Genomic DNA, 25,818 nt, shown 5'->3' with positions numbered 1-25,818 from the left:
CGGGAGCGGGTGCGGTGACCAACCAATCGGGTGTGCAACTCCTCGGGCCGCAGCAGCGCGCAGAGGCCTGGCGTCGTCTGACCACCGAGCAGTTCGACGTCGTCGTCATCGGGGGTGGTGTCGTCGGTGCCGGGGCAGCGCTCGACGCCGCCACACGGGGACTGCGGGTCGCGCTCGTCGAGGCACGGGACTACGCCTCCGGCACGTCGAGCCGGTCGTCGAAGATGTTCCACGGGGGCCTGCGCTATCTGGAACAACTCGAATTCGGGTTGGTCCGGGAAGCCTTGCGCGAACGCGAACTCGCGCTGACCACGCTGGCTCCGCACCTGGTCAAGCCGTTGAAGTTCCTGTTCCCGCTCACCCATCGTGTGTGGGAGCGGCCCTATGTCGCGGCGGGCATCTTCCTGTACGACCGGATGGGTGGCGCGAAGTCCGTTCCGGCGCAGAAGCATCTCACCCGGTCGGGTGCGCTGCGCATGGTCCCCGGTCTCAAACGCACCGCGCTCGTCGGTGGGATCCGCTATTACGACACCGTCGTCGACGATGCCCGGCACACCATGACCGTCGCGCGCACCGCCGCGCACTACGGTGCGGTCGTGCGCACGTCGACGCAGGTCGTCGGTTTCCTGCGGGAAGCCGACCGGGTCTCGGGAGTGCGGGTACGCGACAGCGAGGACGGTTCGGTCACCGAGGTGCGCGCCCATGCGGTGATCAACGCGACCGGCGTGTGGACCGACGAGATCCAGTCGCTGTCCCGGCAGCGCGGCCGCTTCCGGGTGCGTGCTTCGAAGGGCGTGCACATCGTCGTGCCCCGCGACCGGATCGTGAGCGATTCGGCCATCATCCTGCGCACCGAGAAATCGGTCCTGTTCGTCATCCCGTGGGGCAACCACTGGATCATCGGCACCACCGACACCGACTGGAATCTGGACCTGGCGCATCCGGCGGCGACGAAGGCCGACATCGACTACATCCTCGACCACGTCAACCGCGTCCTGGTCGTCCCCCTGACACACGAGGACATCGACGGTGTCTACGCCGGCCTGCGTCCGCTGCTGGCAGGGGAGAGCGACGAGACCTCGAAGCTCTCGCGCGAGCACGCCGTCGCGCGTGTGGCACCCGGTCTCGTGGCCATCGCGGGCGGGAAGTACACCACCTATCGCGTCATGGCCGAGGATGCCGTCGATCTCGCCGCCGAAGACATCCCGGCCCGGATCGCTCCGTCGATCACCGAGAAGGTGCCGCTCGTCGGCGCCGACGGATACTTCGCGCTGGTGAACCAGACCATGCAGCTCGCCGAGGAGTACGGTCTCCATCCCTATCGTGTCAAGCACCTGCTCGACCGCTACGGTTCCCTCGTCGAGGACGTGCTCGCTTTCGCGAAGGGCCGCCCCGAACTGCTCGAACCGCTCACCGATGCCCCGCAGTACTTGCAGGTCGAGGTGGTCTACGGTGCGGCGGCCGAGGGCGCCCTGCATCTCGAGGACCTCCTGGCACGCCGGACCCGCATCTCCATCGAGTATCCGCACCGGGGGCTGTACTGCGCGGAGCAGGTGGCCCGTCTGGTCGCACCGGTCCTGGGATGGGACGACGCCACCGTCGACCGGGAGGTCGCGACCTATCGTGCGCGTGTCGAGGCCGAGATCCTCTCGCAGAGCCGCCCCGACGACGAGTCGGCGGACGCACTCCGGGCCGCGGCGCCCGAGGCCCGCGCGGAGATCCTCGAACCCGTCCCGATCACCTAGCGGCCGCCTGTCCGCGGTGTCGGCAGCCGCGCCTCGGGAAGGTCAGTGCGTGAGCGCGACCTTCACGGCGACGACCACGGTGGCGACCAGGGCCACGCCGATCGCTGCCATGACGGTCCGATGGGTGGGAGGACGGTTCTGCAGTCGGCGCACCACGAACACCGTCGAGCCGATACGGATCAGCACCGTGACCTCGGCGAGCAGGTGGGCGGTGCGTGGTTCGAACCAGCCGAGCCAGGCCGTCAGGAGGATCACGCACGGCAGCACCGCGGACGACAGGATCGGCACCGCGTTCCGGAGTTCCGCGAGTCGTTCGTCGCGCGAGAGCTGTTCACCGGACCGGACGGACTGTGCGACCGAGTCGGCGAAGACGTGCGCGATGAACGTCGAGAGCGCGGTGCCGGCGACGATGGCGATCCCGATGTACTCGGGGGAGTTCGTGATGGGAACGAGTGCGGCCAGGACCAGGATGTTGCCGTAGACGTAGGCGCTGATGCGGGACGCCGCAGATTCCGGGGTCAGGGGCCGGCGACGCTCGGACGACAACCGCGAAGAGGCGGGCACCTCGATAGCGTGACACAGACGCGTCCCGCCCGTCGCGGCTCGGACGGACCCGTCAGGACGAGACCGGGGTGGGCCGGTGCCGGTCCGTCACCTTCGGGCTGTAGTGCATCGGTGAGTCGCGGCGGTCGCGCGGCGGCAGGTTGCGGCCGGGTGTCTCGAGCAGGCCGGCCGTGGCCGGGATGCGGCCGAACGCACGGTCCCATCCGGCACGGGCACGCGGGTGGTAGCGATAGCGCCACGGCACGAGCATGGTGCCCAGGCCGATCGCGCGGCCGACGAGAGCGTGCAGTTTCTCCTCCCGCCGGCTCCACCTGTACCCGAGCAGGTCGCGCACCGGAGGGTCGTACAGGCCGACGGTGAGCCAGAGGAAGCCGGCCGTCACCGGTGGGCGGACCAGCTTCCAGACACTCGCCGGGAACCACCGCAGGAAGGGCGGACGATCGAGGTTCGACAGGTCGAGTACGTCGCGGGTGGCCTTGTTGTCCTCGAGGACGTTGCGGCACATGTGGTCCCAGTAGGCGAGGAAGGCCTCCCACGACTCGGGTACCGAGTGCATGGGCATGCCGTAGAGCCGGTACCACTGCACGTGCTCGTCGAACAGCCGGCGTTTCCGTTCGACGGGCAGCGGACCCTCGAACCACTCGACGGAGACGACGAGGCTGTAGAAGAAGGTGGCGTGTGCCCAGTAGAAGGTGTCGGGATCGAGTGCGTGGTACTTGCGGCCCTTCTTGTCCACCCTTTGACGGTGTTGTGATAGCCGCGCACCTCCGCCGCCGTCTGCGGTGCGCGCGGCCCGTCGAAGACGACCCCGTAGATCGGGTACAGCGAGCGGTAGAGCCGTTCCCAGCGTTCGTCGAAGAACTTCGAGTGCTCTTCCACGGCGGCTCCGAGGCCCGGGTGCATGTTCTGCATCGATCCCGCCCAGGGGCCGAAGAGCATGCCACGCCAGCCGCCGAAATATCTCCAGGTCAGAGAGTCCGGGCCGAGCGGCTCGGGTGGGGGTGTCCGTCCGGACGGCGAGTCGGCGGTGTCCGGCCCCGCGGATCTCTGACTACACATGTTGTCAGAGTAGGATTCGGCGGGCATACAGTCAACGACGGGAAGCGACAAGAGTGGACAGCACGCGCCGCAGCTGGGCGGGCGTCGGCATCGAAGAACGCCGTCGACTGCGCCGCGAACGCCTCCTCGCTGTAGGCGTCGAGCTGATCGGGGCGACCGGTGGCACCGGGGTCAACGTCCGGGCGGTGTGCCGGACGGCCGAACTCACCGAACGTTATTTCTACGAGAGCTTCGCCGACCGCGACACCTTCGTCCGGGAGGTCTACGCGCACGTCGCCGCCCGGGCCCGCGACGCGCTGGCCCGCGCGGTGGTCTCCGCGCCACCCACCGGGCGCGCGGAGGCGGCGGTGCGCGCCTTCGTCGAGCTGATGGTGGACGATCCGGCGAAGGGGCGCGTGCTGCTGCTCGCTCCGCTGCGCGAGCCTGCGATCAGCCGACGCGGGATCGAACTGGCCCCGATGTTCGTCTCCCTCGTCCGCGACGAACTCCCTCCCGGGGGTGAGGAAGCCGTGCGGCACATGATCGCCGTGGGGGTCGTGGGGGCGCTGACCAGCCTGTTCATGAGCTATCTCGAAGGTGAACTGGCGGTCTCGCGCGACACGCTCGTCGAGCACTGCGTCGCACTCGTCGAACAGGCGGGTCAGGCGGGTCGTTCGCCGGCGCGGGGCTGACAGCGCGGACATCGGTAGACCACGCGTTCGGGATCGGTCACGGTACCGATCTCACCGGACCGGACCGGGGTGGTGCAGCGCCGGCACGGCTTGCCGCGTCTCCCGTACACCCACAGATTCCGGCCCGGACGCCGATCGCCGGTGGTGATGCGCGTCGCCCGGTCGCGGTTGGCTACCAGCAACCGATGCGCGAGATCGACCCACGCGGCCGGATCGCCGGCCTGCGCCACCGGCGTCCACGGATCCACCCCGCGCAGGAAACACAACTCGGAGCGGTACACGTTGCCGATGCCGGCCATGACGCGCTGGTCGAGCAGTGCCACCCCGATGGGGCGACCGGGCTCGCGGGCCAGATTCGCCGCGGCCCGCTCGGGATCCCAATCGAGCCCGAGCAGGTCGGGTCCGAGATGACCTACCGCCTCGTCCTCCCGGTCGCGTGCGAGCACCTCCACGATGCCGAGCTCGAAGCCCACGGCCTGCACGTCCTCGGTCCCGAGCACGAGCCGGGCCTTGTAACCGGGCTTGCGCCACCGTGTTCCACGTTCGTAGACATGCCATTCGCCTTCCATCTTCAGGTGCGCATGGATGGACGCCTCCCCGACCCGGATCAGCAGGTGCTTGCCGCGGGAGACCACCTCGTCGACGCGGCAGCCGGTGAAGTCGGCCGTCGCGAAACGAGGTACGCGGAAATCCGTCTCGGTGAGCACTTTCCCTTCAAGGGCGGCACGGAGCCGCCCGGCCGCCCGGAAGACGGTGTCGCCTTCGGGCATGTCAGAACCTCGCGCGGTAGCCGCGGGGTGTCGCCGAGAAGCCCGCTTCCGCGAGGAACTCGCCGAACTCGTGACCGTGGATGGACGCACCGTCGACCTTCTCGACGACGATCTTGTCGACCCCTCCACGTTTGACGGCCGCGATCAGTGAGGCACATGCGCTGCGCAGCGTCCCGGGATCGTCGTCGAAGGTGAGCAGGGTCCGGCCACCGCGCTCGACGAAGAGCACGAGTGCCCCGTCGACGAGCACCACGAGACCACCGGCCTTGCGGCCCGGACGGTGCCGCGGGGCGTCGTCGTCGGCGCTCTTCGGCCACGGCAGTGCGGCACCGTAGGGATTGGCCGGATCGCTCGCGGCGAGGGTGACCGCAGCCGTCTCCGCGTGCCGGCCCTCGATCGAATCGGAGAACGAGCGCAGACGGTCCACGACCGACGGGGTCGAGAACTGGGCACCGCCGAGCGAGTCGACGAAATAACCGCGGCGGCACCGCCCGGTCTCCTCGAATCGGCTGAGCACCTTGTACATCGTCGCGAAACCGCCGGGGACGGCCTCTCCGACGACGACGCCGCGGGTGACCACTCCGTACCGTTCGAGCAGCAACTCCGCGGTGGTGTGCGCCCGGACGGTCGGGTCGGTTTCGCGTTCGGGTAGCAGCGACCAGCGTCCGCTCACCGTGGGAGGACCCGAGCGGGCCGGCACGATCGGTCGCGCCCGGTACATCCGGGCGCGTGGTGCGCGGCGTGGGCTGCGGTGTGCCGGTTTCGCGCGGGAGGTGTCGCCGATCAGTGCCCGCAAGGGCGCGAGGGTGTCGCCCGAGACGTGCCCGCTCCACACCAGCTCCCACAGGGCACCGGCGACCTGGTCGTCGCTCGCCGTGGTGTGGAGAGCGGTGACGGCGTCGACGAGTTGCCGGAAGAAGAACGCGCCGCCGCCGGCGAGCGAATCGAGCACGGCCCGGTGGACCGGGCCGATCTCGATCTCCTCGGCCGGGCGGAGACTGACCGGCGCGAGATCGGCGGGATGCAACGCCACCCAGCCGTCCTTGCCCGAGATGGAACCGGCGCCGGACCACACCACTTCGCCGGTGGTGGTGAGCTCGTCGAGCATCGCCGGAGAATAGTCGCGCACCCGCGGAGCGAGGACGAGCGGTTCGAGGGCGCTCGCCGGCACCGGAACACCGGCGAGTTGCTCGACGACGGTCATGACACCGTCGATGCCGTAGAGCGCGCTCGTACCCGGGCCGGTGCCGAGATGGTGCCAGTCGGGAAGGAACCGCCCGAGCGTCGTGGTGCTGACGGGCTCCACGTCCTGCCGGGCCGCGGCGAGGGAGCGGCGCCGCAGCCGCCGCAGCACCTCCGTGTCGCACCATTCGGATCCGGTGGAACCCGGGCGGAATTCTCCTGCGGTGATGCGCTTCTCGCCGGCGAGTCGCGAGAGGACCGATTCGACGACCGCCGTGCCCAGGCCGAAACGGGACGCGGCCTCGGCGGTGGTGAAGGGGCCGTGGGTACGGGCGTAACGGGCGACGAGATCGCCGAGGGGATCGGCGACGGGTTCGACGAAGGCGGTGGGCACACCGATCGGCAGCGGGACACCGAGCGCATCGCGCAGCCGCGCGGCGTCCTCGATCGCCGCCCACCACTGTTCACCGGCATAGGACACCCGCAGCGCGCGGCGCTGTGCGGCGAGGTCCTCGATCCAGTCCGCCGGGTCGTCGGTGGTGCGTTCGCGTAGTTCGGTGTCGGTGAGCGGGCCGAGCAGTCGCAGCAGGTCGGCCACGCCCTCCGCGTCGCGGACGCGTCGCTGCGGAGTCAGTCGCTGCAGTTCGTGCTCGGCTTCGGCGACGACGTCCGGGTCGAGCAGCTCCCGCAACTCCACCCGGCCGAGCAGCTCGGCGAGCAGCGACGAATCGAGCGACAGCGCGGCTGCGCGCCGCTCGGCGAGCGGACTGTCGCCTTCGTAGAGGAACTCCCCGACGTAGGAGAACAACATGGAGGTCGCGAACGGGGAGGCGGTGGGCGTCTCCACTTCGGCCAACCGGATCTTCCGCTGCGCGATACGGCCCAGGAGATCGCGCAGCGCAGGCAGATCGTAGACGTCCTGCAGACACTCGCGGACGGTCTCGAGCAGGATCGGGAAATCCGGATAGCGGCGCGCCACGTCGAGCAACTGAGCGGATCGCTGGCGTTGCTGCCACAGCGGTGCGCGCTTGCCCGGATTGCGGCGGGGCAGCAGCAGTGCCCGCGCAGCGCACTCGCGGAACCGGGACGCGAACAACGCCGAACCACCGACCTGATCGGTGACCGTGTCGTCGATCTCGTCGGTGTCGAAGACGAAGATCTCCGAACCGGGCGGCGCGTCGTCGGTGTCGGGCAGACGGACGATGATGCCGTCGTCGGACGGGGTGGGATGCGATTCGACGCCGTAACGCTCGAGCAGGCGCGCCCCCACCGCGAGCGCCCACGGCGCGTGGACGCGTAATCCGAAGGGCGAGTGCAGCACGAGTCGCCAGTCGCCGAGTTCGTCGCGGAATCGTTCGACGACGAGCGTGCGATCGGTGGGCAGGTGCCCGGTGGCGGTGCGCTGCTCGTCGAGCAGGCGGATCAGGTTTCCGGTCGCATAGTCGTCGAGTCCTCCCCGGCGGCAGCGGATCTCGGCGTCCTCGGGGGAGGCGTGCCCCATCTCGCGGAGGAACTGCCCGAGCGCGGCACCGAGTTCGGCGGGGCGGCCCTGACTGTCGCCGTGCCAGAAGGGCAACCGGCCCGGGCGGCCGTAGGCGGGGGAGACCAGGACCCGGTCGAAGGTGATCTCCTCGATCCGCCAACTCGTGGCACCGAGCGCGAACACGTCGCCCACCCGCGACTCGTAGACCATCTCCTCGTCGAGCTCGCCTACGCGCGTGTTCTTCTCGCCCACCATGTAGACGGTGAACAGGCCGCGGTCGGGGATGGTGCCGCCGGAGGTGACGGCGAGACGCTGCGCGCCGGGGCGGCCGGTGAGTGTTCCGGCCGTGCGGTCCCACACGACGCGTGGACGCAACTCGGCGAACTCGTCGGAGGGATACCGGCCGGCGAGAAGGTCGAGTACCGACTCGTAGACCGCCCGCGACAGCGTCGCGAACGACCCGCTCCGCCGTACCGTGTCGAACCAGTCGTCGACGTCGACCGGTTCGAGAGCGGTGGCCGCGACCGTCTGCTGGGCGAGCACATCGAGTGGATTGGCCGGGACCTGAAGGGCTTCGATGTGCCCGGCCACCATCCGCTCGACGGTCACCGCGCAGTGCACCAGATCGGTGCGGTGTTTCGGGAAGAGCACCCCGCGCGAGGTCTCACCCACCTGATGCCCGGCGCGGCCGACGCGTTGCAGACCACTGGCCACGGAGGGCGGAGCCTCGACCTGGATCACCAGATCCACGGCGCCCATGTCGATGCCGAGCTCGAGACTCGACGTCGCCACCACACAGCGGAGCCGGCCGGATTTGAGATCGTCCTCGATCAGAGCGCGCTGGTCCTTGCTCACGGAACCGTGATGGGCCCGCGCCAGCACCGGTGCCGCGCCGGCGGACGTCTCGGTGGGTGAACCGAGCTGCGCGGGTGGCGCGCCGTCGCCGTCCACCGGATTCCCCGAACGTTCCGCGTAGATCTCGTTGAGCCGGGCGGTGAGACGTTCGGACAGCCGACGGGAGTTGGCGAACACGATCGTCGACCGGTGCTCGGTGATGAGATCGACGATCTGCTCCTCGACGTGCGGCCAGATCGAACCGGCCTGCGGCGTGGGGGAGAAGGATTCCTCGTCGGGTTCGGACACGCCGAGCTCGGTCATGTCCTCGACGGGTACGCGCACCGTCAGATCCCACTTCTTGGCCGACGGCGGGGCGACGATCCGGATCGGGGCCGAACCCACGAGGAAGCGTCCCACCTCCTCGTGCGGACGCACGGTGGCGGACAGGCCGATCCGCTGGGCAGGGGCCCGCAACAGCAGGTCGAGCCGCTCGAGCGACAACGCGAGATGCGCGCCGCGTTTCGTCCCCGCCACGGCGTGGACCTCGTCGACGATCACCGTCTCGACACCGGCGAGATTCTCGCGGGCCGACGAGGTGAGCATGAGGAAGAGGGACTCGGGCGTCGTGATGAGGATGTCGGGCGGGGTCCGGGCGAGTGCGCGCCGGTCGGCCTGCGAGGTGTCGCCCGACCGGACCCCGACGGTGATCTCGGGCGGGGTCAGGCCGAGGCGCTTCGCTGTCTGGGTGATGCCGACGAGAGGTGACCGCAGATTCCGCTCGACATCCACGGCGAGCGCCTTCAGCGGCGAGACGTACAGGACCCGGGTGCGGTGCGTGCGCGCGGCGTGTTCGTCCGCAGGGGTGGACGAGAGCCGGTCGAGCGACCACAGGAACGCCGAGAGCGTCTTGCCGGAGCCCGTGGGTGCCACGACGAGTGTGTGGGCCCCCGACGAGATCGATTCCCACGCGCCGAGCTGTGCCGGTGTGGGAGCGTCGAACGCCCCGGCGAACCATTCGCGGGTCGGCGCGGAGAAACGATCCAGGATGTCGGCCACCATTCCATGGTGCACCCGCGGACCGACAGGCTCAGTCCTCGAATGCGAACCGGGCGATCTGACGGCAGTGCTCGTCGGCGCGGCTGCTGCGCCCACCGCGCATGAGTTCCGTGACCAGCATCCGCGCAGGAGCACGCCAGGGCAGGGCGTCGAACTGCGACCGGGCGGCGGGCTCGTCGCTCCACAACACCGACACGACGGGGCCCTCGTCGACGAGGGTGAGCGCGGGCACGGCCCCCGCGGCCTGCTCGAAGGTCGTTCCCGTGGTCCTGTCGAATTCGGCGCGCGACAAGCGGACGTATCCGCCGAGACGGCGGTCGCCTCCGGAGAGATCGAGATACACACCGGCGACCTCGAGGTCGCCGACGTGGAGGACGACCAGAGGCTGCCGCGGATCGGCCGGATCCGAAGGCGGGAGGCACACGACCGACCAGTACTCGCATTCGCTCATGCGGGCGTTCGGCACGATCGACGAGACGACGTCTCGAAGCCAGGCCGTGACGGATGCGAATTCGGGATACCGCTCGAGTTCGCGGTACTTGGTCTCGCGCAGCGGCAGGGCGGCCGTCGTCGGGGTCACACGGGTGTTCACGCGACGATTATGACCGCTGTCGTTGTGGCGTGGATCATCAGAGCACGACGCCGGGATTGAGGATCGCGTTCGGGTCGAGCGCGTCCTTGATCCGCTGGGTCAACGCCATCACGTCCGGCCCCACCTGGCCGGGCAGCCAGGCCTTCTTCAGCCGCCCCACGCCGTGCTCCCCGGTGATGGTGCCGCCCAGGTCGATCGCCAGGTCCATGATCTTCCCGAAGACGGTGTGCGCCCGCGCGGTCATGTCCTCGTCGGCGGGGTCGTAGACGATGAGCGGATGGGTGTTGCCGTCCCCGGCATGTGCGATCACCGCGACGGTGACGTCGTGTGCGGCGGCGAGTTCGGCGATTCCGTTCACGAGCGCCGGCAGGGCGGGGATCGGTACCCCGACATCCTCGAGCAGCAGACTGCCCGTGCGTTCCACCGCCGGGATCGCCATGCGCCGCGCCACCGTGAACGCTTCGCCCTCCTCCGGATCGTCCGTCGCGAAGACGTCCTCGGCGCCGGCCTCACGACAGGCCCGCACCATGATCTCGATCTCCTCGGCCGCCGCCGCGCCGGGCGCGTCCGAGCGGGCGATGAGCATCGCCTCGGTGCGGCGTTCGAGTCCCATCCGGAGCATGTCCTCCACCGCGCCGACGGTGGGCCGGTCCATGAACTCGAGCATGGCCGGCCGGAGCACCGCGGTGATCGCCACGACGGCGTCGGCGGCTGCCTGAACGGATCCGAAGGTCGCGACCATCGTGGACGCGGGTGGCGGGGGTGGGACGAGCCGCAGGGTCACTTCCGTGATGACCCCGAGGGTGCCCTCGCTTCCCACGAACAGCTTCGTCAGCGACAGGCCCGCGACGTCCTTGACCCGCGGACCGCCGAGCCGCACCGCGGTGCCGTCGGCGAGGACCACTTCGAGGCCGAGGACGTAATCGGTGGTCACCCCGTACTTCACGCAGCACAGACCACCGGCGTTGGTGGCGGCGTTCCCGCCGATGGTGCAGATCTCGAACGACGAGGGATCCGGCGGGTACCAGAGCCCGTGTTCGGCGGCCGCCTTCTTCACCTCGACGTTGAGCAGACCGGGTTGGGCGACAGCGGTGCGGGTCGCGGTGTCGACGGTGATCGTGCGCATCTTCTCGGTGCTGAGCACGATTCCGCCGGCGAGCCCACCCGACCCGCCGGACAGGCTCGTGCCGGCTCCGCGAGGCACCACCGGCACACGATGGGCGTTCGCCCATCGCAGGGTCGCCTGCACGTCGGCGGTGGAGCCGGCACGCACGAGCGCGAGCGGAATCTCGGCGTCCGGGTCCTGCGCGCGATCGTGCCGGTAACCGGCGAGGATGTCGGGATCGGTGACCAGCGTGCCCGCGGGCAGCTGTCCGGCGAGTTCGTCGAGGGGGGCGGCCGTCGCCCTGGCCGTCCCCGCCTCCGACGTCATGACCGGCCCGCCGGGGTGGCGTAGCGGGCTCGCAGTCGATGTTTGACGAGTTTGCCCGTCGGCGTGCGTGGCAGCTCGTCGGAGAAGTCGATGCTGCGCGGTGCCTTGAAATGCGACACGCGTTCGCGCACGTAGGCGAGCAGTTCCTGTTCGAGCCCGGGGCTCGGGTCGACCCCGTCGGCGAGCTGCACCACGGCCTTGACCTCCTCACCCATCTCCTCGTTCGGCACTCCGATCACCGCGACGTCGAACACCTTCGGATGCAACGTCAGCACGTTCTCCGATTCCTGCGGGTAGATGTTCACCCCGCCCGAGATGATCGTGAAGGCGGCACGATCGGTGAGGTAGAGATAGCGGTCCTCGTCCAGATGGCCGATGTCACCGCTGGTCGTCCACGTCGGATGCTCGGGGTGGGTCGCCTCCTCCGTCTTCACCGGGTCGTTGTGGTACTCGAAGGGGCGCTCGTCGCGCTCCCACCAGACCGTGCCGGTCGAGCCGGCCGGGAGTTCGCGGCCCTGGTCGTCGCAGATGTGGACGATCCCCAGGACGCCGTCGTGGCCGACCGAGCCGGGACGCGCGAGCGCCTGCTCCGAGTCGATGAAGGTCGCCCCGGCACCCTCGGTCGAGGCGTAGTACTCGTGGATCACCGGCCCCCACCACTCGATCATCGCCCGCTTGATCTCGGGCGGACACGGCGCCGCGGCATGGATGGCCACCCTCATGCTCGACACGTCGTACTTCGCGCGGGTCTCCTCGGGAAGCTTGAGCATCCGCACGAACATCGTGGGCACCCACTGGCTCGCAGTCACCGAATACCGGTCGACGAGTGCGAGTGCCTCCTCGGCGTCGAAACGGTCCATCAGGATCACGGTGCCGCCCACCGACTGGATCGTCCCGCAGAAACGCAGCGGCGCCGCGTGATAGAGCGGGGCGGGGCACAGGTAGACCGTGCTGTCGTCGAATCCGTACATGGGAGCGAAGACCGCGGTGTACGGGTCGGGAACGTCCTGGACCTGCCCCTCGGGAAGCTTCGGCTTGATGCCCTTCGGCCGGCCGGTGGTCCCGGACGAGTACAGCATGTCCTGCCCGCGCGGCTGATCGTCGAGCGGCGTCGCGTCGAATCCACCCAGGGCGGCGTCGTAGTCCTCGAAGCCGTCCAGCGGCCCGCCGAAAACGACACGATGGGTCACGCCCGGATAAGCACCGGTGGACAGGTCGACGGCATCGACGGCCTGCGCCGACACGACGAGCGCCTTCGCGCCGCAGTCGTCCACGATGTAGGCGGCTTCGGCGGGTGTGAGATGCCGGTTGACGACGGTGATGTAGAGCCCGGACCGCAGTGCCGCCCAGTAGATCTCCATGACTCGCAGGTCGTTGTCGGAGATCAGGGCGAGATGGTCGCCGGGGACGAGTCCGAGGGACCGCAGGTATTTCGCCAACCGGATCGAGCGTTCGTCGAGCTCGCGATAGGACAGCGACTCACCGGTGGAGGGCCGGATGATCGCGGGCTTGTCGGGGGTTGCGGCGACGAAGTTCCCTGGGTACATGCCCCTGGTCTACCACAGGATGTGGCGCGGACCACACGATCCGATTGGGGGGAGCGTCGCCGGGTACCCATGCCGCAGATCGAAAGGAGAAGGTGATGCCGAATTCGTCGATCAAGAACGAGAAGATGTACGAGGAGTTGCGCGAGGACGGTGCGTCGAAGGAGAAGGCCGCCCGGATCTCCAACGCGGCCGCGAGCCAGGGCAAGTCGAAGGTGGGCGAGAAAGGCGGCAAGTCCGGCTCCTACGACGACTGGACCGTGGCAGACCTGAAGAAGCGTGCGAAGGAACTGGGTCTGACGGGATACTCCGACATGAAGAAGTCCGAACTGATCGACGCGCTGCGCAACCACTAGCGGCGCGGCGCAACCGGCAGTTCCGTGCGGAGGGGGACATGGGCCGCATCACCCAGCGGGTCGATCCGGGAGCGCTCGCGGACGAGCTGGAACGTCGCGGGCGGGCTGCCGTCGCCTTCGCGACCGCGGGGCGGATCGATGCCCTGCCCGCGCGGGTGCTGCGGCACGGGGAGTTGTTCGTCGGACTGGACCCCACCGCGCTTTCCGCCGACGCGAACGTCCGCCGGACCACGCTGATCCTCGACGACGGGTCGTTCTGGTTCGAACTGCGCGCGGTGAACAGCCGAGGGCACATGACTCCCGCGCAGGCTCTCCCACCCGGCGCGGTGGACGATCTCGCGTGGTTCGTCTTCCGTCCGGAGCGGGAAACCGCCTGGGACTACGGAACCCTCCACGAGGAGCCGGAAGGAGGACACCCGACGACCCTCTCGTGCGGGTGTATCTGGAGTCGTCGATGGTCGCGCGCGTGGCGACCCTCACGCCGAAGGGGCGGCCGGCGATGACACCCTTGTGGTTCCTCCTGCACGACGGCCGGATCCATCTCGGCACGGACCGGAGTTCGGTCGTCGTACGCAATGTGGAAGCGGATCCGGACGTCGTGGTGCTCCTCGACCTGCCCGGGCCCCGGGGCGGTTCGAGTCACCTGCTGCGTCTGAGAGGCCACGCCACGGTGCGCGCGGGGTTCACCCGAACTCGACGCCCTGCGCGAGAGGCAGTTCGGCCGAGAAGTTGACCGTGTTCGTCGCGCGCCGCATGTACGACTTCCACGAATCCGAACCCGATTCGCGCCCTCCGCCGGTGTTCTTCTCCCCGCCGAAGGCGCCACCGATCTCGGCGCCGGAGGTGCCGATGTTCACGTTCGCGATCCCGCAGTCCGACCGCGCCAGGAACAGCTCCGCTTCCTGCTGGTCCCGGGTGAAGATCGACGACGACAGGCCCTGCGGGACACCGTTGTGTACGGACACGGCCTCGTCGAAATCGTCGTAACCGAGGACGTACAGGATCGGAGCGAAGGTCTCCTCACGCACCACCTCGGTCTGCGCGGGCATGCGTACGAGCGCGGGGGAGACGTAGACACCCGCGCCCGCTACGTCCACGCGCTCACCACCGGTGACGATCCTGCCTCCGTCCGCCCGGGCGCGGTCGAGTGCCGCACACATCGACTCGTACGACCGCTCCGAGATCAGCGGGCCCACCAGGACACCCTCGTCGAACGGATTGCCCACGCGCAGACGTGAGTACGCGACCGCGATCCGATCCACCAGCTCGTCGGCGATCGAGCGGTGCACGATGAGCCGCCGCAGGGTGGTGCAGCGCTGGCCGGCCGTCCCGGCCGCGGCGAAGACCACGGCTCGGACGGCGAGGTCGAGATCGGCGGACGGCGTGACGATCGCTCCGTTGTTGCCGCCGAGTTCGAGCAGACTGCGGCCGAACCGCGCTGCGACCCGCGGTCCCACGAAGCGGCCCATCCGTGTCGACCCCGTGGCACTGAGCAGCGCGACGCGCGGGTCGTCGACGAGCGCCTCGCCGACGGAGTGATCGCCCAGCACCAGATGATGCAGGCCGTCCGGGGCGCCCTCGTCGGCAGCTGCGCGTCGAACCAGCGCATCGCAGGCCAGCGCGGTGAGCGGGGTGAGCTCCGACGGTTTCCACACCACCGGGTCGCCGCAGACCAGCGCGATCGCGGTGTTCCACGACCAGACCGCGACGGGAAAGTTGAAGGCCGAGATCACCCCGACCACACCGAGGGGGTGCCAGGTCTCCATGAGCCGGTGGCCGGGCCGCTCGGAGGGCATCGTGCGCCCGTACAGTTGCCGCGACAGTCCGACGGCGAACTCGCAGACGTCGATCATCTCCTGCACCTCGCCCGCGGCCTCCGACGGAATCTTTCCGGCCTCGAGAGTGACGAGTTCGGCGAGGTCTGCCTTGTGCTGCGTGAGCAGCTCCCCGAGACGCCGGACCACGCGTCCGCGCACCGGTGCCGGGATCTCGCGCCAGCGGTCGAATGCGCGCGCGGCGGCGGTGAGGGCGGCGTCGACCTCTCCTGGCGAGCAGGTGTGCACTCGGGCGATCACGCTGCCGTCGATGGGGCTGGTCACGACGAGTGGAGCGTCGTCGCCGTGCGGTTCCGCTCCGCAGCGCCGCAGTGCGGTCGCGGCGCGGTCGGCGAGATCGATGACCGCATTCATCGGTGGGCTCCCCTCCTGCTCGGATAGCCTGCGCTGATGCCGGACTGCTCCAAGAACGAATCGTCGAAGGACTCGCTGGACGACATCGACCGGATGCTGCTGCGCGAACTGGCCGTGGACGGCCGCGCCACACTCGCGGCTCTGGGCGAGAAGGCAGGCATGTCGATCTCGGCCGTCCAGTCGCGGGTGCGGCGACTCGAAGCACGCAATGTGATCCGTGGATACAGTGCGCGAATCGATCCCGAAGCGCTCGGACTGATGCTCTCGGCGTTCGTGGCGATCACCCCTCTCGACCCCTCTCAACCCGACGACGCCCCGGCCCGCCTGCGGCACATCGAGGCGATCGAATCGTGTCACTCGGTGGCAGGCGACGAAAGTTACGTCCTCCTCGTGCGGGTCCAGTCCCCGCGTGCCCTCGAGCAGCTCCTGCGGGAGATCCGGACCACCGCCGGAGTCGCGACCCGCAGCACCGTCGTGCTCCAGACATTTTACGAGCGATAAGTATCCGAAGTGTAAGTATTCCCGAAATACCGCCTGTCGAGAGTTATTTGTCGCGTACCTTACGGGATATGAGCACAGCGTTCCGGAACCCGGACGGTGCCGACGATCTGCCCGCGGACCGGGTGCACGACATCCTGGGCCACCACATGCTCACCGACGGGTTCGGCCTCGTCCTCGATCTCGAACGCTCTCGGGGGGTGCGGCTCGTCGACGCGCGCGACGGCACCGAATATCTCGACATGTTCGGGTTCTTCGCGTCGTCCCCGCTGGGAATGAACCATCCCGCACTCACCGGCCCGGATATCGCGGCCGAACTCGCTGCGGTGGCGGCGAACAAGCCGAGCAACTCCGACGTCTACACCGTGCCCATGGCACGCTTCGTCCGGACGTTCGCCCGCGTCCTCGGCGATCCGGCACTTCCGCATCTGTTCTTCGTCGACGGCGGAGGTCTCGCCGTCGAGAACGCGCTGAAGGTCGCCTTCGACTGGAAGAGCCGCCTCTGCGAATCCCGTGGACTCGGGGCGGCGCACGGCGGTTCGGTCCTGCATCTGACCGAAGCCTTCCACGGCCGTACCGGATACACCCTCTCGCTGACCAACACCGACCCGGTCAAGACCGAGAGGTTCCCCACCTTCGACTGGCCGCGGATCGACGCCCCCTATCTCGCCGACGGCCGGGACGTCGCCGCCGCCGAAGCGCACGCCCTCGCACAGGCCCGCCGGGCCTTCGCCGAGCGACCACACGACATCGCCTGCTTCCTCGCCGAGCCGATCCAGGGGGAAGGAGGCGACCATCATTTCCGGCCGGAGTTCTTCCGGGCGATGGCACAGCTGTGCCGGGAGAACGATGCCCTGCTCGTCTTCGACGAGGTGCAGACCGGCGCCGGCACGACCGGCACGACATGGGCGTACCGGCAACTCGGCGTGACGCCCGATGTCGTCGCCTTCGGCAAGAAGACCCAGGTGTGCGGAATCATGGCCGGCGGGCGCGTCGACGAGATCCCCGACAACGTGTTCGCCGTGAGCTCGCGGATCAATTCCACCTGGGGCGGCAATCTCACCGACATGGTGCGGGCACGTCGCATCCTCGAGGTGATCGAACGCGATCGGCTCGTCGACCGTGCGCGGCTGAGCGGGGCCCACCTGCTGTCCGGGCTGCAGCAGCTCGCCGCCCGGCGACCCGCGCTCACCGAACCGCGCGGCCGCGGGCTGATGTGCGCCCTCACGCTCCCGACCCGCGAGTTCCGCGACGAGGTGCTACGGCGGCTGTACGAGGACGAACGCGTCCTCGCGATCGGAACGGGTGGGCGAGGGGTGCGCTTCCGTCCTCCGCTGACGGTCACCCCGCACGAACTCGACGAGGCGCTCGATGCGCTCGACCGGGTGGTCGCACGGTGCGGGTGAGGGACGGAATCGGGCGGCGCGCGACCACACGGCGGTGCGCGACGGTAGCTTGTCGGATATGGCCGACGCACTCGACGAGACCGTAAGCGGTGGCGAATCCTTCGCGATTCCGTCACTGGTCAACCTGAGGGACATCGGCGGCTGCCCGAGTTCCTTCGGCGGCGTGGTCCGCACCGGCGTGGTCTTCCGCTCGACCGATCTGTCCCGGCTGACCGACACCGACCTCGAAACCCTCGATGCCTTGAACATCACGGCGGTGTTCGACCTGCGCACGCTCGAGGAACAGCAACGCCGCCCCGATCGTGTGCCCGACGGCGCCCGGCATATCGGGCTCGACGTCCTCGCCGACCGGCAGAGCGGGTCCATCGCGGCCTCGCTGCCGGAGATCATCGCCGACCCGGCCCTCGCCGCCGAAGCGTTCGACGACGGGCGGGCGGCCCGGTACCTCCGGGAGAGCTACCGCGATTTCGTCGCGCTCCCGAGCGCGGCAGCGTCCTACCGCGCCCTCGCCGAGGGCCTCGCCCGCGGCGAGGTTCCCGCCCTCGTGCACTGCAGTGCGGGCAAGGATCGCACCGGCTGGGCCGCGGCGTCGTTGCTCCTGTTCGCCGGTGCCGGCGAGGACGACGTCTTCGCCGACTATCTGCGTACCAACGACATGCTGCTCCCGCAGTTCGACGCACTGTTCGCACGGTTCGCCGAACTCGGCGGCGACCCCGAGATCCTGAAACCGATGCTCGGTGTCCGGCGCGACTATCTCGATGTCGCGATCGACGAGGCGCTCACGCGCTACGGCACGATCGAGCAGTACTTCGCGGAGGGTCTGGGGCTCGACGACGACAGCCTGCAGGCGCTGCGGACCCGACTGGTCGACACCGAGCCGTCGAGGGTCTGATCACCACGGCTCGCCGGTGCAGACTCGCCCGGTCTACGAACGGAGGGTTCTGCGCGAGCGCCGGTGCACCACGGCGAAGACCGCGATCCCGACGACCACGCCGAACAGATCGGCGCACCAGTCCCAGAACGAACCCGACCGGCGCACCGCGACCGTCGCCTGCAGCACTTCCGTGAGCACTCCGTAGAAGCCCAGCCACACGACGGTGAGAGCGGGCGGGATCCGTGCGTACCGTGAGCAGATCGCGAGCGCCGCGAACATCAGCGCGTGCGTGACCTTGTCCGCGTGCGGTGGACCACTGGGCACCGTGCCGCCGGGGGAGAGAAGCATGGCGGTGATGACGACGACCGCGAGGATCAGGGGCAGCGCGCGGTGCCGCAGGAGCGCAGCCACGTTCAGCCGTGCCTCTTCCGCTCGCCCTCGCGGGCGTCCGCGTCGTGCCCGTCGTCGTCCCGGCCCGCGAACAGGGCGATCCCCATCGCCGGGATCAGCAGGAAGAACAGCCAGGTGTCGAATGTGAAGAACAGGACCAGGGCGACGAGCGGCGTCAGTCCCATCACGACCTCGCGCCACCGCTCGGACTGCTTCGTCACGGTGATCACGGGAAGATCGTCCCGAGTGACCGCTGGTGCGGTCGTGGGGGTTCCGGGCAGGTCGGCGAACAATACGGCGAGATCGCCCCTTGTCGTGGCCATCGATGCCCTGGCGCTTCGTTCGTCGAACTCCGGCAGCGTCAGCCGGCCGAGTGAGAAGTGCTCACCGAGCAGATCCAGCGCCTCACTACGCTCGGCGTTGCCGATGCGGATGTCGGGGGAGTCGGCCATGCGGTCAGATTAGTCCGCGCCACCGCGGCGGCGACAGGCACAGGGGTCAGGACGGGCTCCGCCTCTCGCCGAGCAGTCGGTAGGCACGCCGACCGGCCACGAACAGCACTCCGACGGCAACGAGCAGCGCGATCGGATGCCGGAACACGACGATGACGAGCAGCGCGACGAGTACGAACGGAACCAGCGTCATCAGTTGCTCCGCCAGATCTCGTGGACCGGACGAGGACACGACGGCCGGCGCACTGGGTAGATCGGCGAAGAGGGGGACGAGATCCGCACGGATCGTGGCCTGCGTCGCCAGGGCGACCCGCTCGTCGAACTCCGCCAGGCTGAGGCGGCCCGCGGCGAAGTGCTCACCGAGCAGCGACACCGCTTCCTCACGCTCGGCGGTGCCGATCCGGATCTCGGGGCGTTCGGCCATGCATCCAGCCTAGTAGCCGCCGGTCTCGCGCGAGCACATGTTGCAGCGCCGGGGAGTACCCGGGAACGACGCGGGTCCCCTGCATCGTGACCGATGCAGGGGACCCGAAATGCAGTCGTGTTACTTGATCTCGGTGAGCACGGTGCCCTGGGTGACCGCTGCACCCGGCTCCACCGACAGGCCCGTGACGACACCGGCCTTGTGAGCGTTGACCGGGTTCTCCATCTTCATGGCCTCGAGCACGGCGATCAGCTCACCCTCGGCGACCTCCTGACCCTCCGTCACGGCGACCTTGACGACGGTGCCCTGCATGGGTGCGGTCACCGCATCGCCGGACGCCTTGCCGGCGCCGCCGCCACCGCGCTTGCGGGGCTTGGGCTTCTTGCGGATGACGCCGGCGCCACCGCCGTTACCACCGAGCGAGAACTGGCCCGGCAGCGACACCTCGACGCGACGTCCGCCGACCTCGACGACGACGTTCTGGCGCGGCAGCGCCTCGTCCTCGTCGTCGACGGGGGCACCACCGGAGTAGGGCTCGACGGTGTTCTCCCACTCGGTCTCGATCCACTTGGTGTAGACGTCGAACTTCTCGCCGTCGCCGATGAAGGCGGGATGCTCGACGATGTGGCGGTGGAAGGGGATGACCGTGGCCAGGCCCTCGACCTCGAACTCGGCCAGGGCACGACGGGCACGCTGCAGTGCCTGCTCGCGGTTCTCGCCGGTGACGATCAGCTTGGCGAGCATCGAGTCGAACTGGCCGCCGATGACGTCGCCTGCGACGACACCGGAGTCGACGCGCACGCCGGGGCCCGTGGGCTCCTTGTAGACGGCGATCGGGCCGGGGGCGGGGAGGAAGCCGCGACCGGCGTCCTCACCGTTGATGCGGAACTCGAAGCTGTGACCACGCGGGGTGGGATCCTCGGTGATCTCGAGCTTCTCGCCGTTGGCGATGCGGAACTGCTGGCGCACGAGGTCGATACCGGCGGTCTCCTCGGTGACCGGGTGCTCGACCTGCAGGCGGGTGTTGACCTCGAGGAAGGACACCGTGTCGCCCTGCACGAGGTACTCCACGGTGCCGGCGCCGTAGTAACCGGCCTCGCGGCAGATGGCCTTGGCGGACTCGTGGATGCGCTTGCGCTGTTCGTCGGTCAGGAAGGGCGCGGGCGCCTCCTCGACGAGCTTCTGGAAGCGGCGCTGCAGCGAGCAGTCGCGGGTGCCCGCGACGATGACGTTGCCGTGCTGGTCGGCGATGACCTGAGCCTCGACGTGGCGGGCCTTGTCGAGGTACTGCTCGACGAAGCACTCGCCGCGACCGAAGGCGGCGACGGCTTCGCGAGTGGCCGACTCGAACAGCTCGGGGATCTCCTCGAGGGTCTGCGCGACCTTCATGCCGCGGCCACCGCCACCGAAGGCTGCCTTGATGGCCACCGGAACGCCGTACTGCTTGGCGAACTCGACGACCTCGTCGGCGTTCTTGACCGGGTCCTTGGTGCCGGCTGCCATCGGCGCGTTGGCGCGCTCCGCGATGTGCCGCGCGGTGACCTTGTCGCCGAGGTCGCGGATGGACTGCGGCGAGGGGCCGATCCAGATCAGGCCCGCGTCGATCACGGCCTGCGCGAAGTCGGCGTTCTCGGACAGGAAGCCGTAGCCGGGGTGGATCGCGTCGGCGCCGGACTTGGCGGCGGCGTCGAGGATCTTGTCGAACACCAGGTAGGACTCGGCCGAAGTCGTGCCACCCAGTGCGAACGCCTCGTCGGCGAGCTTCACGAACTGCGCATCGGCGTCCGGTTCCGCGTAGACGGCGACACTGCCGTAGCCCGCGTCCTTGGCGGCTCGGATGACCCGCACAGCGATCTCGCCGCGGTTCGCGACGAGCACCTTCGTGATCTGCGCGCTGGCATGACTGGGCACGGAGCCTCCTGTTGATCGATCGTTAGGTTATTTCCGTCGACGGGCAGTCTAAGCGCCAATCGGATAGACGATGTAACCGGATGGCCCCTACACACTACGGCGCACCGTCGAGCGCGCAATGCTACCGATCGGTAGGTGGGACCGCCCCGGCCTGCGGTTGTCCGGCCCACGGTCCGCCGGCTGCGACCTCGTGCATCAACTCGCATGCCCGTTCCAGAAGGCGCGGGACGTTCTCGCCCGCGACGGTGTTGTCCGGGAATCGGGCCGAGACGTTCACCCCTTCGGGGGTGCGGTTGATCCACACGTATACATCGTGGGTGAAACTGCGGCTGCGCAGGGCCCGGGCGTTCCGTTCGGGCCACTGGGCCGCCATCGGGACGAATCGCACGTCCATGTAGGAGATGACGAACTGCGGGCGGATCGGGACTCCGAGAAGCTCACCCACCCGTACGAACGGGACCCGCGCGCTCGCCCGGGTGCGGTGCAGTTCCTCCGCCGCGCGTCCCGCCAGCGACGCGAAATCCGTTGTGTCCGTGAGATCCAGGTCGATCGGCCGGAGGCCGACGAACCAGCCGAGAGAGCCCGCCCAGATCGGGCCGGCGCGCGTGTGTGCGGGTGCGACCGTCCGGAACCGGCGCTCGCCGGTGATGTCGGCGCTCGCCCGCGCGAAAGACGCCAGTACCCCGGCGAAGAAGCCGGCCCCGGCACTGCGGCAGCGCGCCGAGAAGGCCGTGGCCTCGTCGTCGTCGAACCAGCGTGCGGCGAGTCGCCGCTGCGGTGTCGCGTGCGGGGACCGCTGCCCGATGGGAAGTGGGAATCCCGGTGGCTCACCGCCGCACTCGGTGAGGGTTCGCCTCCAGATGCGTACTGCCTCGTGATCGTCGTCGAGGTGTGCGGACTCGTCCCGTTCGGCGGCACCGAAATCGATGTAACTGCCCACCGGGAACAGGTCGGCCGCGCGGCCGGTGAGTTCCTCCTCGTACAGTGCCGAGATCTCGTGCGCGACGAGCACCACCGAGTATCCGTCGATGATGGAGTGATCGGCACCGAAGAAGACGGTGAACCGGTTCTCGGCACCGGACGGTGAGTCGTCGTCCGGTTCGAGCGTGGCGAAGACGTAGGGCGGCCACACGTGTGGAGTCGTGTAGTCGTCGAACAGGCCGAGCAGATGCTCGCGGATGGTGTCCGGGCCGGCGACCTCGTGCCGGATGAACCGCACCGAGATCTTCCCCGGAGAAGCGGTGCGCCGCACCAGAATTCCGCTCTTCTCCTCGGCGAGCCGGGCATGGCTGCGCAGCGGCTCGTGCCGGTCGATCCATCTGTGCAGCGCCCGCAGGAACGCCTCGGCGTCGAGCGGCCCGGCAATCTCGAAGGCCGTGCCGAGCCACGACTCCCGGCCACCGCCCTGCCGGCTGCCGGGCGTGCGTCGCAGGTGCGCTTCGTGGATGTACGAGGCGGGACGGGCATCCTCGTTCCAGTCTTCCTCGGCCGCGCACGGCAGCCATTCCGTCAGGACGCCGGCGTGGATCCGATAGTCGGCCAGCTCGGTGAACTCCATGAGCGCGTCAGGTGCGGAGGTGCCGCTTGATCCGCGCCAGCATCGCGCTCATACCCCGCAACCGCAACGGGCTCACCGCGTCGGCCAGGCCGAGCGAGGAGTAGAAGTCGTCGGGGACGTCGAGGATCTGCTGGGCGCTCAGACCGTCGAGCCCCTGGTGCAGGATCGATGCGAAACCACGCGTGGTCGGCGCTTCGGCCGGGGCACTGAAGTGCAGCCGGACGCGGTCGCGATCGGAGGAGTCGACGGACAGGAACAGCGGCGACTGGCACTCGGGGACCGGTTCCATCGCCGCCTCCTCGAGTTCGGCCGGAAGCGGGGGGAGCTCGCGGCTGAACTCGAGGAGCAGTTGCAGTTTGTTCTGACCGTCGACGGCGGCGAAGTCGTCGACGATCTCGGCGAGGGGTGCAGGGATACTCATGCGGCCGGAACGTCTCCCGGCTCGTCGCCCTTGACGATGGGCACGCGGACGGCGTTGCCCCATTCGGTCCAGGAACCGTCGTAGTTGCGGACCTTCGGGTAGCCGAGCAGATGGGTCAGGACGAACCAGGTGTGGCTCGACCGTTCACCGATGCGGCAGTAGGCCACGACGTCTGCGCCCTTGTCGATACCGCTGTAGATCTCGTCGAGCTCGGCGCGGGAGCGGAAACGCCCGTCCGGTGCCGCGGCCTTCGCCCACGGAATCGACACCGCCGTCGGGATGTGACCGCCGCGCAGGGCGCCCTCCTCCGGGTAGTCCGGCATGTGGGTGCGCTCGCCGGTGTACTCCTGCGGCGAACGGACGTCGATCAGCGGGCCCGTGCCCAGGTGCTCGAGGACGTCGTCCTTGAACGCGCGGATCTGTGCGTCCTTGCGCTCGACGACCGGATAACCGCTCGTCGTGGTGGACGGGATGTCGAGGGTCGTGTCGCGGTTCTCGGAGATCCACGCATCGCGCCCGCCGTCGAGCAGCCGGACGTCCTCGTGACCGAAGAGCGTGAAGACCCACAGGGCGTAGGCGGCCCACCAGTTGGACTTGTCGCCGTAGATCACCACGGTGTCGCTGCGCCGGATGCCCTTGCGGTCCATGAGCGCCGCGAACTGTTCGCCGTCGATGTAGTCGCGGGTGACGGGATCGTTGAGATCGAGATGCCAGTCGATCTTCACGGCACCGGGGATGTGCCCCACGTCGTAGAGCAGCACGTCCTCGTCGGACTCTACGACCTTCACTTCGGGATGGCCGAGATGAGCGGACAGCCATTCCGTCGAGACGAGACGGCCGGGATCCGCGTAGGCGGCGAACGAAGGATTGCTATCGGGTGCGACGGGCACATGGGCTCCTGAGGCTGTGGTGGCAGGTGCGTCGTCGATTCTAGGCGGTACCGTGTGCGGGCGTGACCTGCAGTAGTACCCACGGCGGCCCACCGGCCCGCACGGAACTCGTGTCGCGGGAACAGATCGATCTGCTGGTCCGGCGCTTCTACGAACGTGCACTACACGATTCGGTGCTCGCACCGGTCTTCGAGGTGCTCGGCATCGTCGGGCTCGACGAGCATCTGAGGGTCGTCGGGGACTTCTGGGAACAGATCCTGTTCCGCACGACCCGTTATCGCGGCGCGTTCGTACCGGTGCACCGCGCCCTGCACGACCACCACGGGCTCACTCCCGCGCGCTTCGACCGGTGGCTGCAGTTGTGGTGCGACAGCGTGGACGAATCGTTCCACGGTGTGGATGCGCAGCGTGCGAAGGCGAAGGCCGAGTCGATGGTGACGTCGTTGCAGAGGAGCCTGCACGGCGAGAGCGCCCGATCGGCCCGGGGCTAGTTCTCCAGCGCTTCGACGGGGATGGCCGCGTTCTCGGCCCACAACCGCGCCACGGAGATGCCCACCTCGGCGAGCAGACGCCGCACCAGCGGGAGACCGATGCCGATGACCGACGACGGATCGCCTTCGACGCCGTCGACGAACCAGCCGCCGTGACCGTCGAGGGTGAACGCACCGGCCACCTCGAGGGGCTCGCCGCTGTCGAGATACGCCTCGAGTTCCTCGTCCGTGGGTGTGCCGAAGTGCACGATCGTGCCGCTGTGGTCGGCCGCCTCGGAGACGAGCTCGTCGTCCCGGACGCGGAGCACCGCGTGGCCGGTGAGCAGTTCACCGCTGCGACCGGCCATCGTCTTCCAGCGTTCCCGGGCCGCCTCGACGGTGCGGGGCTTGCCCTGCAGGGCACCGTCGAACAGGAGCATCGAGTCGCAGCCGATGACGATCGCGTCGCGCAGCCCCTGTTCCCGCAGCACGGGCAGAACGTCCGTCGCCTTGGCCCGGGCGAGTTCGGTGACGACCCGCTCGTGGGGAGTGCCGGCCGGCAGGGACGCGACGAGGGCGTCCTCGTCCACCTCCGAGACCTGCACCAGCGGCTTCACGCCCGCCCCGTGGAGGACCGCGAGGCGGGCAGGTGAAGCCGAGGCGAGTACGAGCCGAGGCATGTCAGCCGCGATTCGGGTACGAATACGGCGAGAACGGCGCCCACTGGCGGTGCATCCGCGCCGGGTCACCCCAGGTCTCGGGAGGCCTGGTATCGATCGGTTCGTCCCCTGCCGATGCGGCGGCAGCGGCGAGAACGGTGACGAGAGCGGCGATGTCCTCGTCGCTCGGGTTGCCCTTGACGACGCGGACCGCGGCGGCGGTCTCGGAGGCCTCGGCGGTCTCCTCGGCGGACGCGGTCGCCGGTTCGGCGGCCGAAGCCTCGACCGTGGAGGACCGGTCGTCGGCCTCGAGTTCGGTGATGATCTTGTCCTCTGCCGTCGCTGTCACAGGGCACCCCCCGGATACGCGTCCACCCGGGCATCG

At 69.1% G+C, this 25,818-nt stretch carries 25 protein-coding genes and 1 pseudogene; 9 read left to right on the top strand and 17 right to left on the bottom strand.

Annotated elements, in window-relative coordinates; genetic code table 11:
* Positions 1-14 precede the first annotated feature (14 nt).
* Positions 15-1,745, top strand: a complete 1,731-nt coding sequence (glpD, locus tag MOM01_RS13805) for a glycerol-3-phosphate dehydrogenase (protein ID WP_241385992.1) — start codon at positions 15-17, stop codon at positions 1,743-1,745.
* A 42-nt stretch (positions 1,746-1,787) separates the two neighbouring features.
* Here the strand turns inward: glpD and MOM01_RS13800 are convergent, their stop codons facing one another.
* Both MOM01_RS13800 and MOM01_RS13795 read right to left on the bottom strand, forming a co-directional pair.
* Positions 1,788-2,309, bottom strand: a complete 522-nt coding sequence (locus MOM01_RS13800) for a hypothetical protein (RefSeq protein WP_241385991.1) — start codon at positions 2,307-2,309, stop codon at positions 1,788-1,790.
* Positions 2,310-2,361: 52 nt separating this feature from the next.
* Positions 2,362-3,395 (bottom strand): annotated as a pseudogene (locus MOM01_RS13795) (oxygenase MpaB family protein).
* 26 nt (positions 3,396-3,421) lie between these two features.
* On the opposite strand from MOM01_RS13795, the gene MOM01_RS13790 reads away from it, so the two are divergent.
* Entirely contained in the window at positions 3,422-4,039 is a 618-nt protein-coding gene (locus tag MOM01_RS13790) for a TetR/AcrR family transcriptional regulator (RefSeq protein WP_241385990.1), read from the top strand.
* On the opposite strand, the gene MOM01_RS13785 is transcribed toward MOM01_RS13790, so the two are convergent.
* The 5 genes from MOM01_RS13785 to MOM01_RS13765 are packed head-to-tail and all read right to left on the bottom strand — an operon-like array spanning position 4,009 to position 12,938.
* A complete protein-coding gene (locus MOM01_RS13785) occupies positions 4,009-4,809 on the bottom strand; it encodes a DNA-formamidopyrimidine glycosylase family protein (protein ID WP_241385989.1) in 801 nt (266 codons plus the stop codon). The genes MOM01_RS13790 and MOM01_RS13785 overlap by 31 nt on opposite strands.
* Position 4,810: 1 nt before the next feature.
* Positions 4,811-9,370 (bottom strand): ATP-dependent helicase, encoded by a 4,560-nt coding sequence (locus MOM01_RS13780; protein ID WP_241385988.1) that lies wholly within the window; start codon positions 9,368-9,370, stop codon positions 4,811-4,813.
* 28 nt (positions 9,371-9,398) lie between these two features.
* On the bottom strand, positions 9,399-9,959 hold the full coding sequence (locus MOM01_RS13775) for a hypothetical protein (RefSeq protein WP_241385987.1): 561 nt from the start codon (positions 9,957-9,959) through the stop codon (positions 9,399-9,401).
* Between the two features lie 37 nt (positions 9,960-9,996).
* Positions 9,997-11,391 carry an FAD-binding oxidoreductase gene (locus MOM01_RS13770; protein ID WP_241385986.1) on the bottom strand — a complete coding sequence of 465 codons (1,395 nt, stop codon included), beginning with the start codon at positions 11,389-11,391 and terminating at the stop codon, positions 9,997-9,999.
* The gene (locus MOM01_RS13765) at positions 11,388-12,938 is read right to left on the bottom strand and encodes an AMP-binding protein (protein WP_241385985.1); all 1,551 of its coding nucleotides are present in this window, start codon (positions 12,936-12,938) and stop codon (positions 11,388-11,390) included. The genes MOM01_RS13770 and MOM01_RS13765 overlap by 4 nt, the downstream gene beginning before the upstream one ends.
* Before the next feature lie 95 nt (positions 12,939-13,033).
* Between MOM01_RS13765 and MOM01_RS13760 the strand changes: the two genes are divergently transcribed.
* The 3 genes from MOM01_RS13760 to MOM01_RS23440 are packed head-to-tail and all read left to right on the top strand — an operon-like array spanning position 13,034 to position 14,024.
* Positions 13,034-13,291, top strand: a complete 258-nt coding sequence (locus MOM01_RS13760) for a DUF7218 family protein (RefSeq protein WP_241385984.1) — start codon at positions 13,034-13,036, stop codon at positions 13,289-13,291.
* A 38-nt stretch (positions 13,292-13,329) separates the two neighbouring features.
* Positions 13,330-13,794, top strand: a complete 465-nt coding sequence (locus MOM01_RS13755) for a hypothetical protein (protein WP_241385983.1) — start codon at positions 13,330-13,332, stop codon at positions 13,792-13,794.
* Complete coding sequence (locus MOM01_RS23440; RefSeq protein WP_374112302.1) at positions 13,746-14,024, top strand: pyridoxamine 5'-phosphate oxidase family protein; 279 nt, start codon at positions 13,746-13,748, stop codon at positions 14,022-14,024. The genes MOM01_RS13755 and MOM01_RS23440 overlap by 49 nt, the downstream gene beginning before the upstream one ends.
* On the opposite strand, the gene amaB is transcribed toward MOM01_RS23440, so the two are convergent.
* Positions 13,975-15,480, bottom strand: a complete 1,506-nt coding sequence (gene amaB / locus MOM01_RS13750; protein ID WP_241385982.1) for an L-piperidine-6-carboxylate dehydrogenase — start codon at positions 15,478-15,480, stop codon at positions 13,975-13,977. The genes MOM01_RS23440 and amaB overlap by 50 nt on opposite strands.
* A 36-nt stretch (positions 15,481-15,516) precedes the next feature.
* Here amaB and MOM01_RS13745 point away from each other — a divergent pair, with 36 nt between their 5' ends.
* The 3 genes from MOM01_RS13745 to MOM01_RS13735 all read left to right on the top strand — a co-directional run bounded on the left by MOM01_RS13745 (position 15,517) and on the right by MOM01_RS13735 (position 18,276).
* Positions 15,517-15,981, top strand: coding sequence for an Lrp/AsnC family transcriptional regulator (locus MOM01_RS13745; RefSeq protein ID WP_241385981.1), 465 nt, complete (start codon positions 15,517-15,519; stop codon positions 15,979-15,981).
* A 68-nt stretch (positions 15,982-16,049) separates the two neighbouring features.
* Positions 16,050-17,384, top strand: coding sequence for an L-lysine 6-transaminase (lat, locus tag MOM01_RS13740; RefSeq protein ID WP_241385980.1), 1,335 nt, complete (start codon positions 16,050-16,052; stop codon positions 17,382-17,384).
* A gap of 58 nt (positions 17,385-17,442) precedes the next feature.
* A complete protein-coding gene (locus MOM01_RS13735; RefSeq protein WP_241385979.1) occupies positions 17,443-18,276 on the top strand; it encodes a tyrosine-protein phosphatase in 834 nt (277 codons plus the stop codon).
* Positions 18,277-18,309: 33 nt separating this feature from the next.
* Here the strand turns inward: MOM01_RS13735 and MOM01_RS13730 are convergent, their stop codons facing one another.
* The 7 genes from MOM01_RS13730 to MOM01_RS13700 all read right to left on the bottom strand — a co-directional run bounded on the left by MOM01_RS13730 (position 18,310) and on the right by MOM01_RS13700 (position 24,304).
* Entirely contained in the window at positions 18,310-18,606 is a 297-nt protein-coding gene (locus MOM01_RS13730; protein ID WP_241386117.1) for a VanZ family protein, read from the bottom strand.
* A 65-nt stretch (positions 18,607-18,671) separates the two neighbouring features.
* On the bottom strand, positions 18,672-19,100 hold the full coding sequence (locus MOM01_RS13725; protein ID WP_241385978.1) for a DUF1707 SHOCT-like domain-containing protein: 429 nt from the start codon (positions 19,098-19,100) through the stop codon (positions 18,672-18,674).
* 46 nt (positions 19,101-19,146) lie between these two features.
* Positions 19,147-19,524, bottom strand: coding sequence for a DUF1707 SHOCT-like domain-containing protein (locus MOM01_RS13720; protein WP_241385977.1), 378 nt, complete (start codon positions 19,522-19,524; stop codon positions 19,147-19,149).
* Positions 19,525-19,644: 120 nt separating this feature from the next.
* Complete coding sequence (locus MOM01_RS13715) at positions 19,645-21,435, bottom strand: acetyl/propionyl/methylcrotonyl-CoA carboxylase subunit alpha (protein WP_241385976.1); 1,791 nt, start codon at positions 21,433-21,435, stop codon at positions 19,645-19,647.
* Between the two features lie 121 nt (positions 21,436-21,556).
* Positions 21,557-22,993 (bottom strand): condensation domain-containing protein, encoded by a 1,437-nt coding sequence (locus MOM01_RS13710; protein WP_241385975.1) that lies wholly within the window; start codon positions 22,991-22,993, stop codon positions 21,557-21,559.
* A gap of 7 nt (positions 22,994-23,000) precedes the next feature.
* Positions 23,001-23,414 (bottom strand): SufE family protein, encoded by a 414-nt coding sequence (locus tag MOM01_RS13705; RefSeq protein ID WP_241385974.1) that lies wholly within the window; start codon positions 23,412-23,414, stop codon positions 23,001-23,003.
* Positions 23,411-24,304, bottom strand: coding sequence for a sulfurtransferase (locus tag MOM01_RS13700; RefSeq protein WP_241385973.1), 894 nt, complete (start codon positions 24,302-24,304; stop codon positions 23,411-23,413). The genes MOM01_RS13705 and MOM01_RS13700 overlap by 4 nt, the downstream gene beginning before the upstream one ends.
* Before the next feature lie 62 nt (positions 24,305-24,366).
* Here MOM01_RS13700 and MOM01_RS13695 point away from each other — a divergent pair, with 62 nt between their 5' ends.
* On the top strand, positions 24,367-24,795 hold the full coding sequence (locus MOM01_RS13695; protein WP_241385972.1) for a group III truncated hemoglobin: 429 nt from the start codon (positions 24,367-24,369) through the stop codon (positions 24,793-24,795).
* On the opposite strand, the gene MOM01_RS13690 is transcribed toward MOM01_RS13695, so the two are convergent.
* Together MOM01_RS13690 and MOM01_RS13685 are read right to left on the bottom strand one after the other, a co-directional pair.
* Entirely contained in the window at positions 24,792-25,454 is a 663-nt protein-coding gene (locus tag MOM01_RS13690) for a Maf family protein (RefSeq protein ID WP_241385971.1), read from the bottom strand. The genes MOM01_RS13695 and MOM01_RS13690 overlap by 4 nt on opposite strands.
* Position 25,455: 1 nt before the next feature.
* Entirely contained in the window at positions 25,456-25,782 is a 327-nt protein-coding gene (locus MOM01_RS13685) for an acyl-CoA carboxylase subunit epsilon (protein WP_241385970.1), read from the bottom strand.
* Positions 25,783-25,818: the final 36 nt, after the last annotated feature.

This window comes from Rhodococcus sp. CH91 (genome assembly GCF_022554085.1).
Classification (GTDB): domain Bacteria; phylum Actinomycetota; class Actinomycetes; order Mycobacteriales; family Mycobacteriaceae; genus Rhodococcus.
The sequence above is the reverse complement of the archived record's forward strand: the minus strand, read 5'-3'. Positions and strand labels throughout refer to the sequence as shown.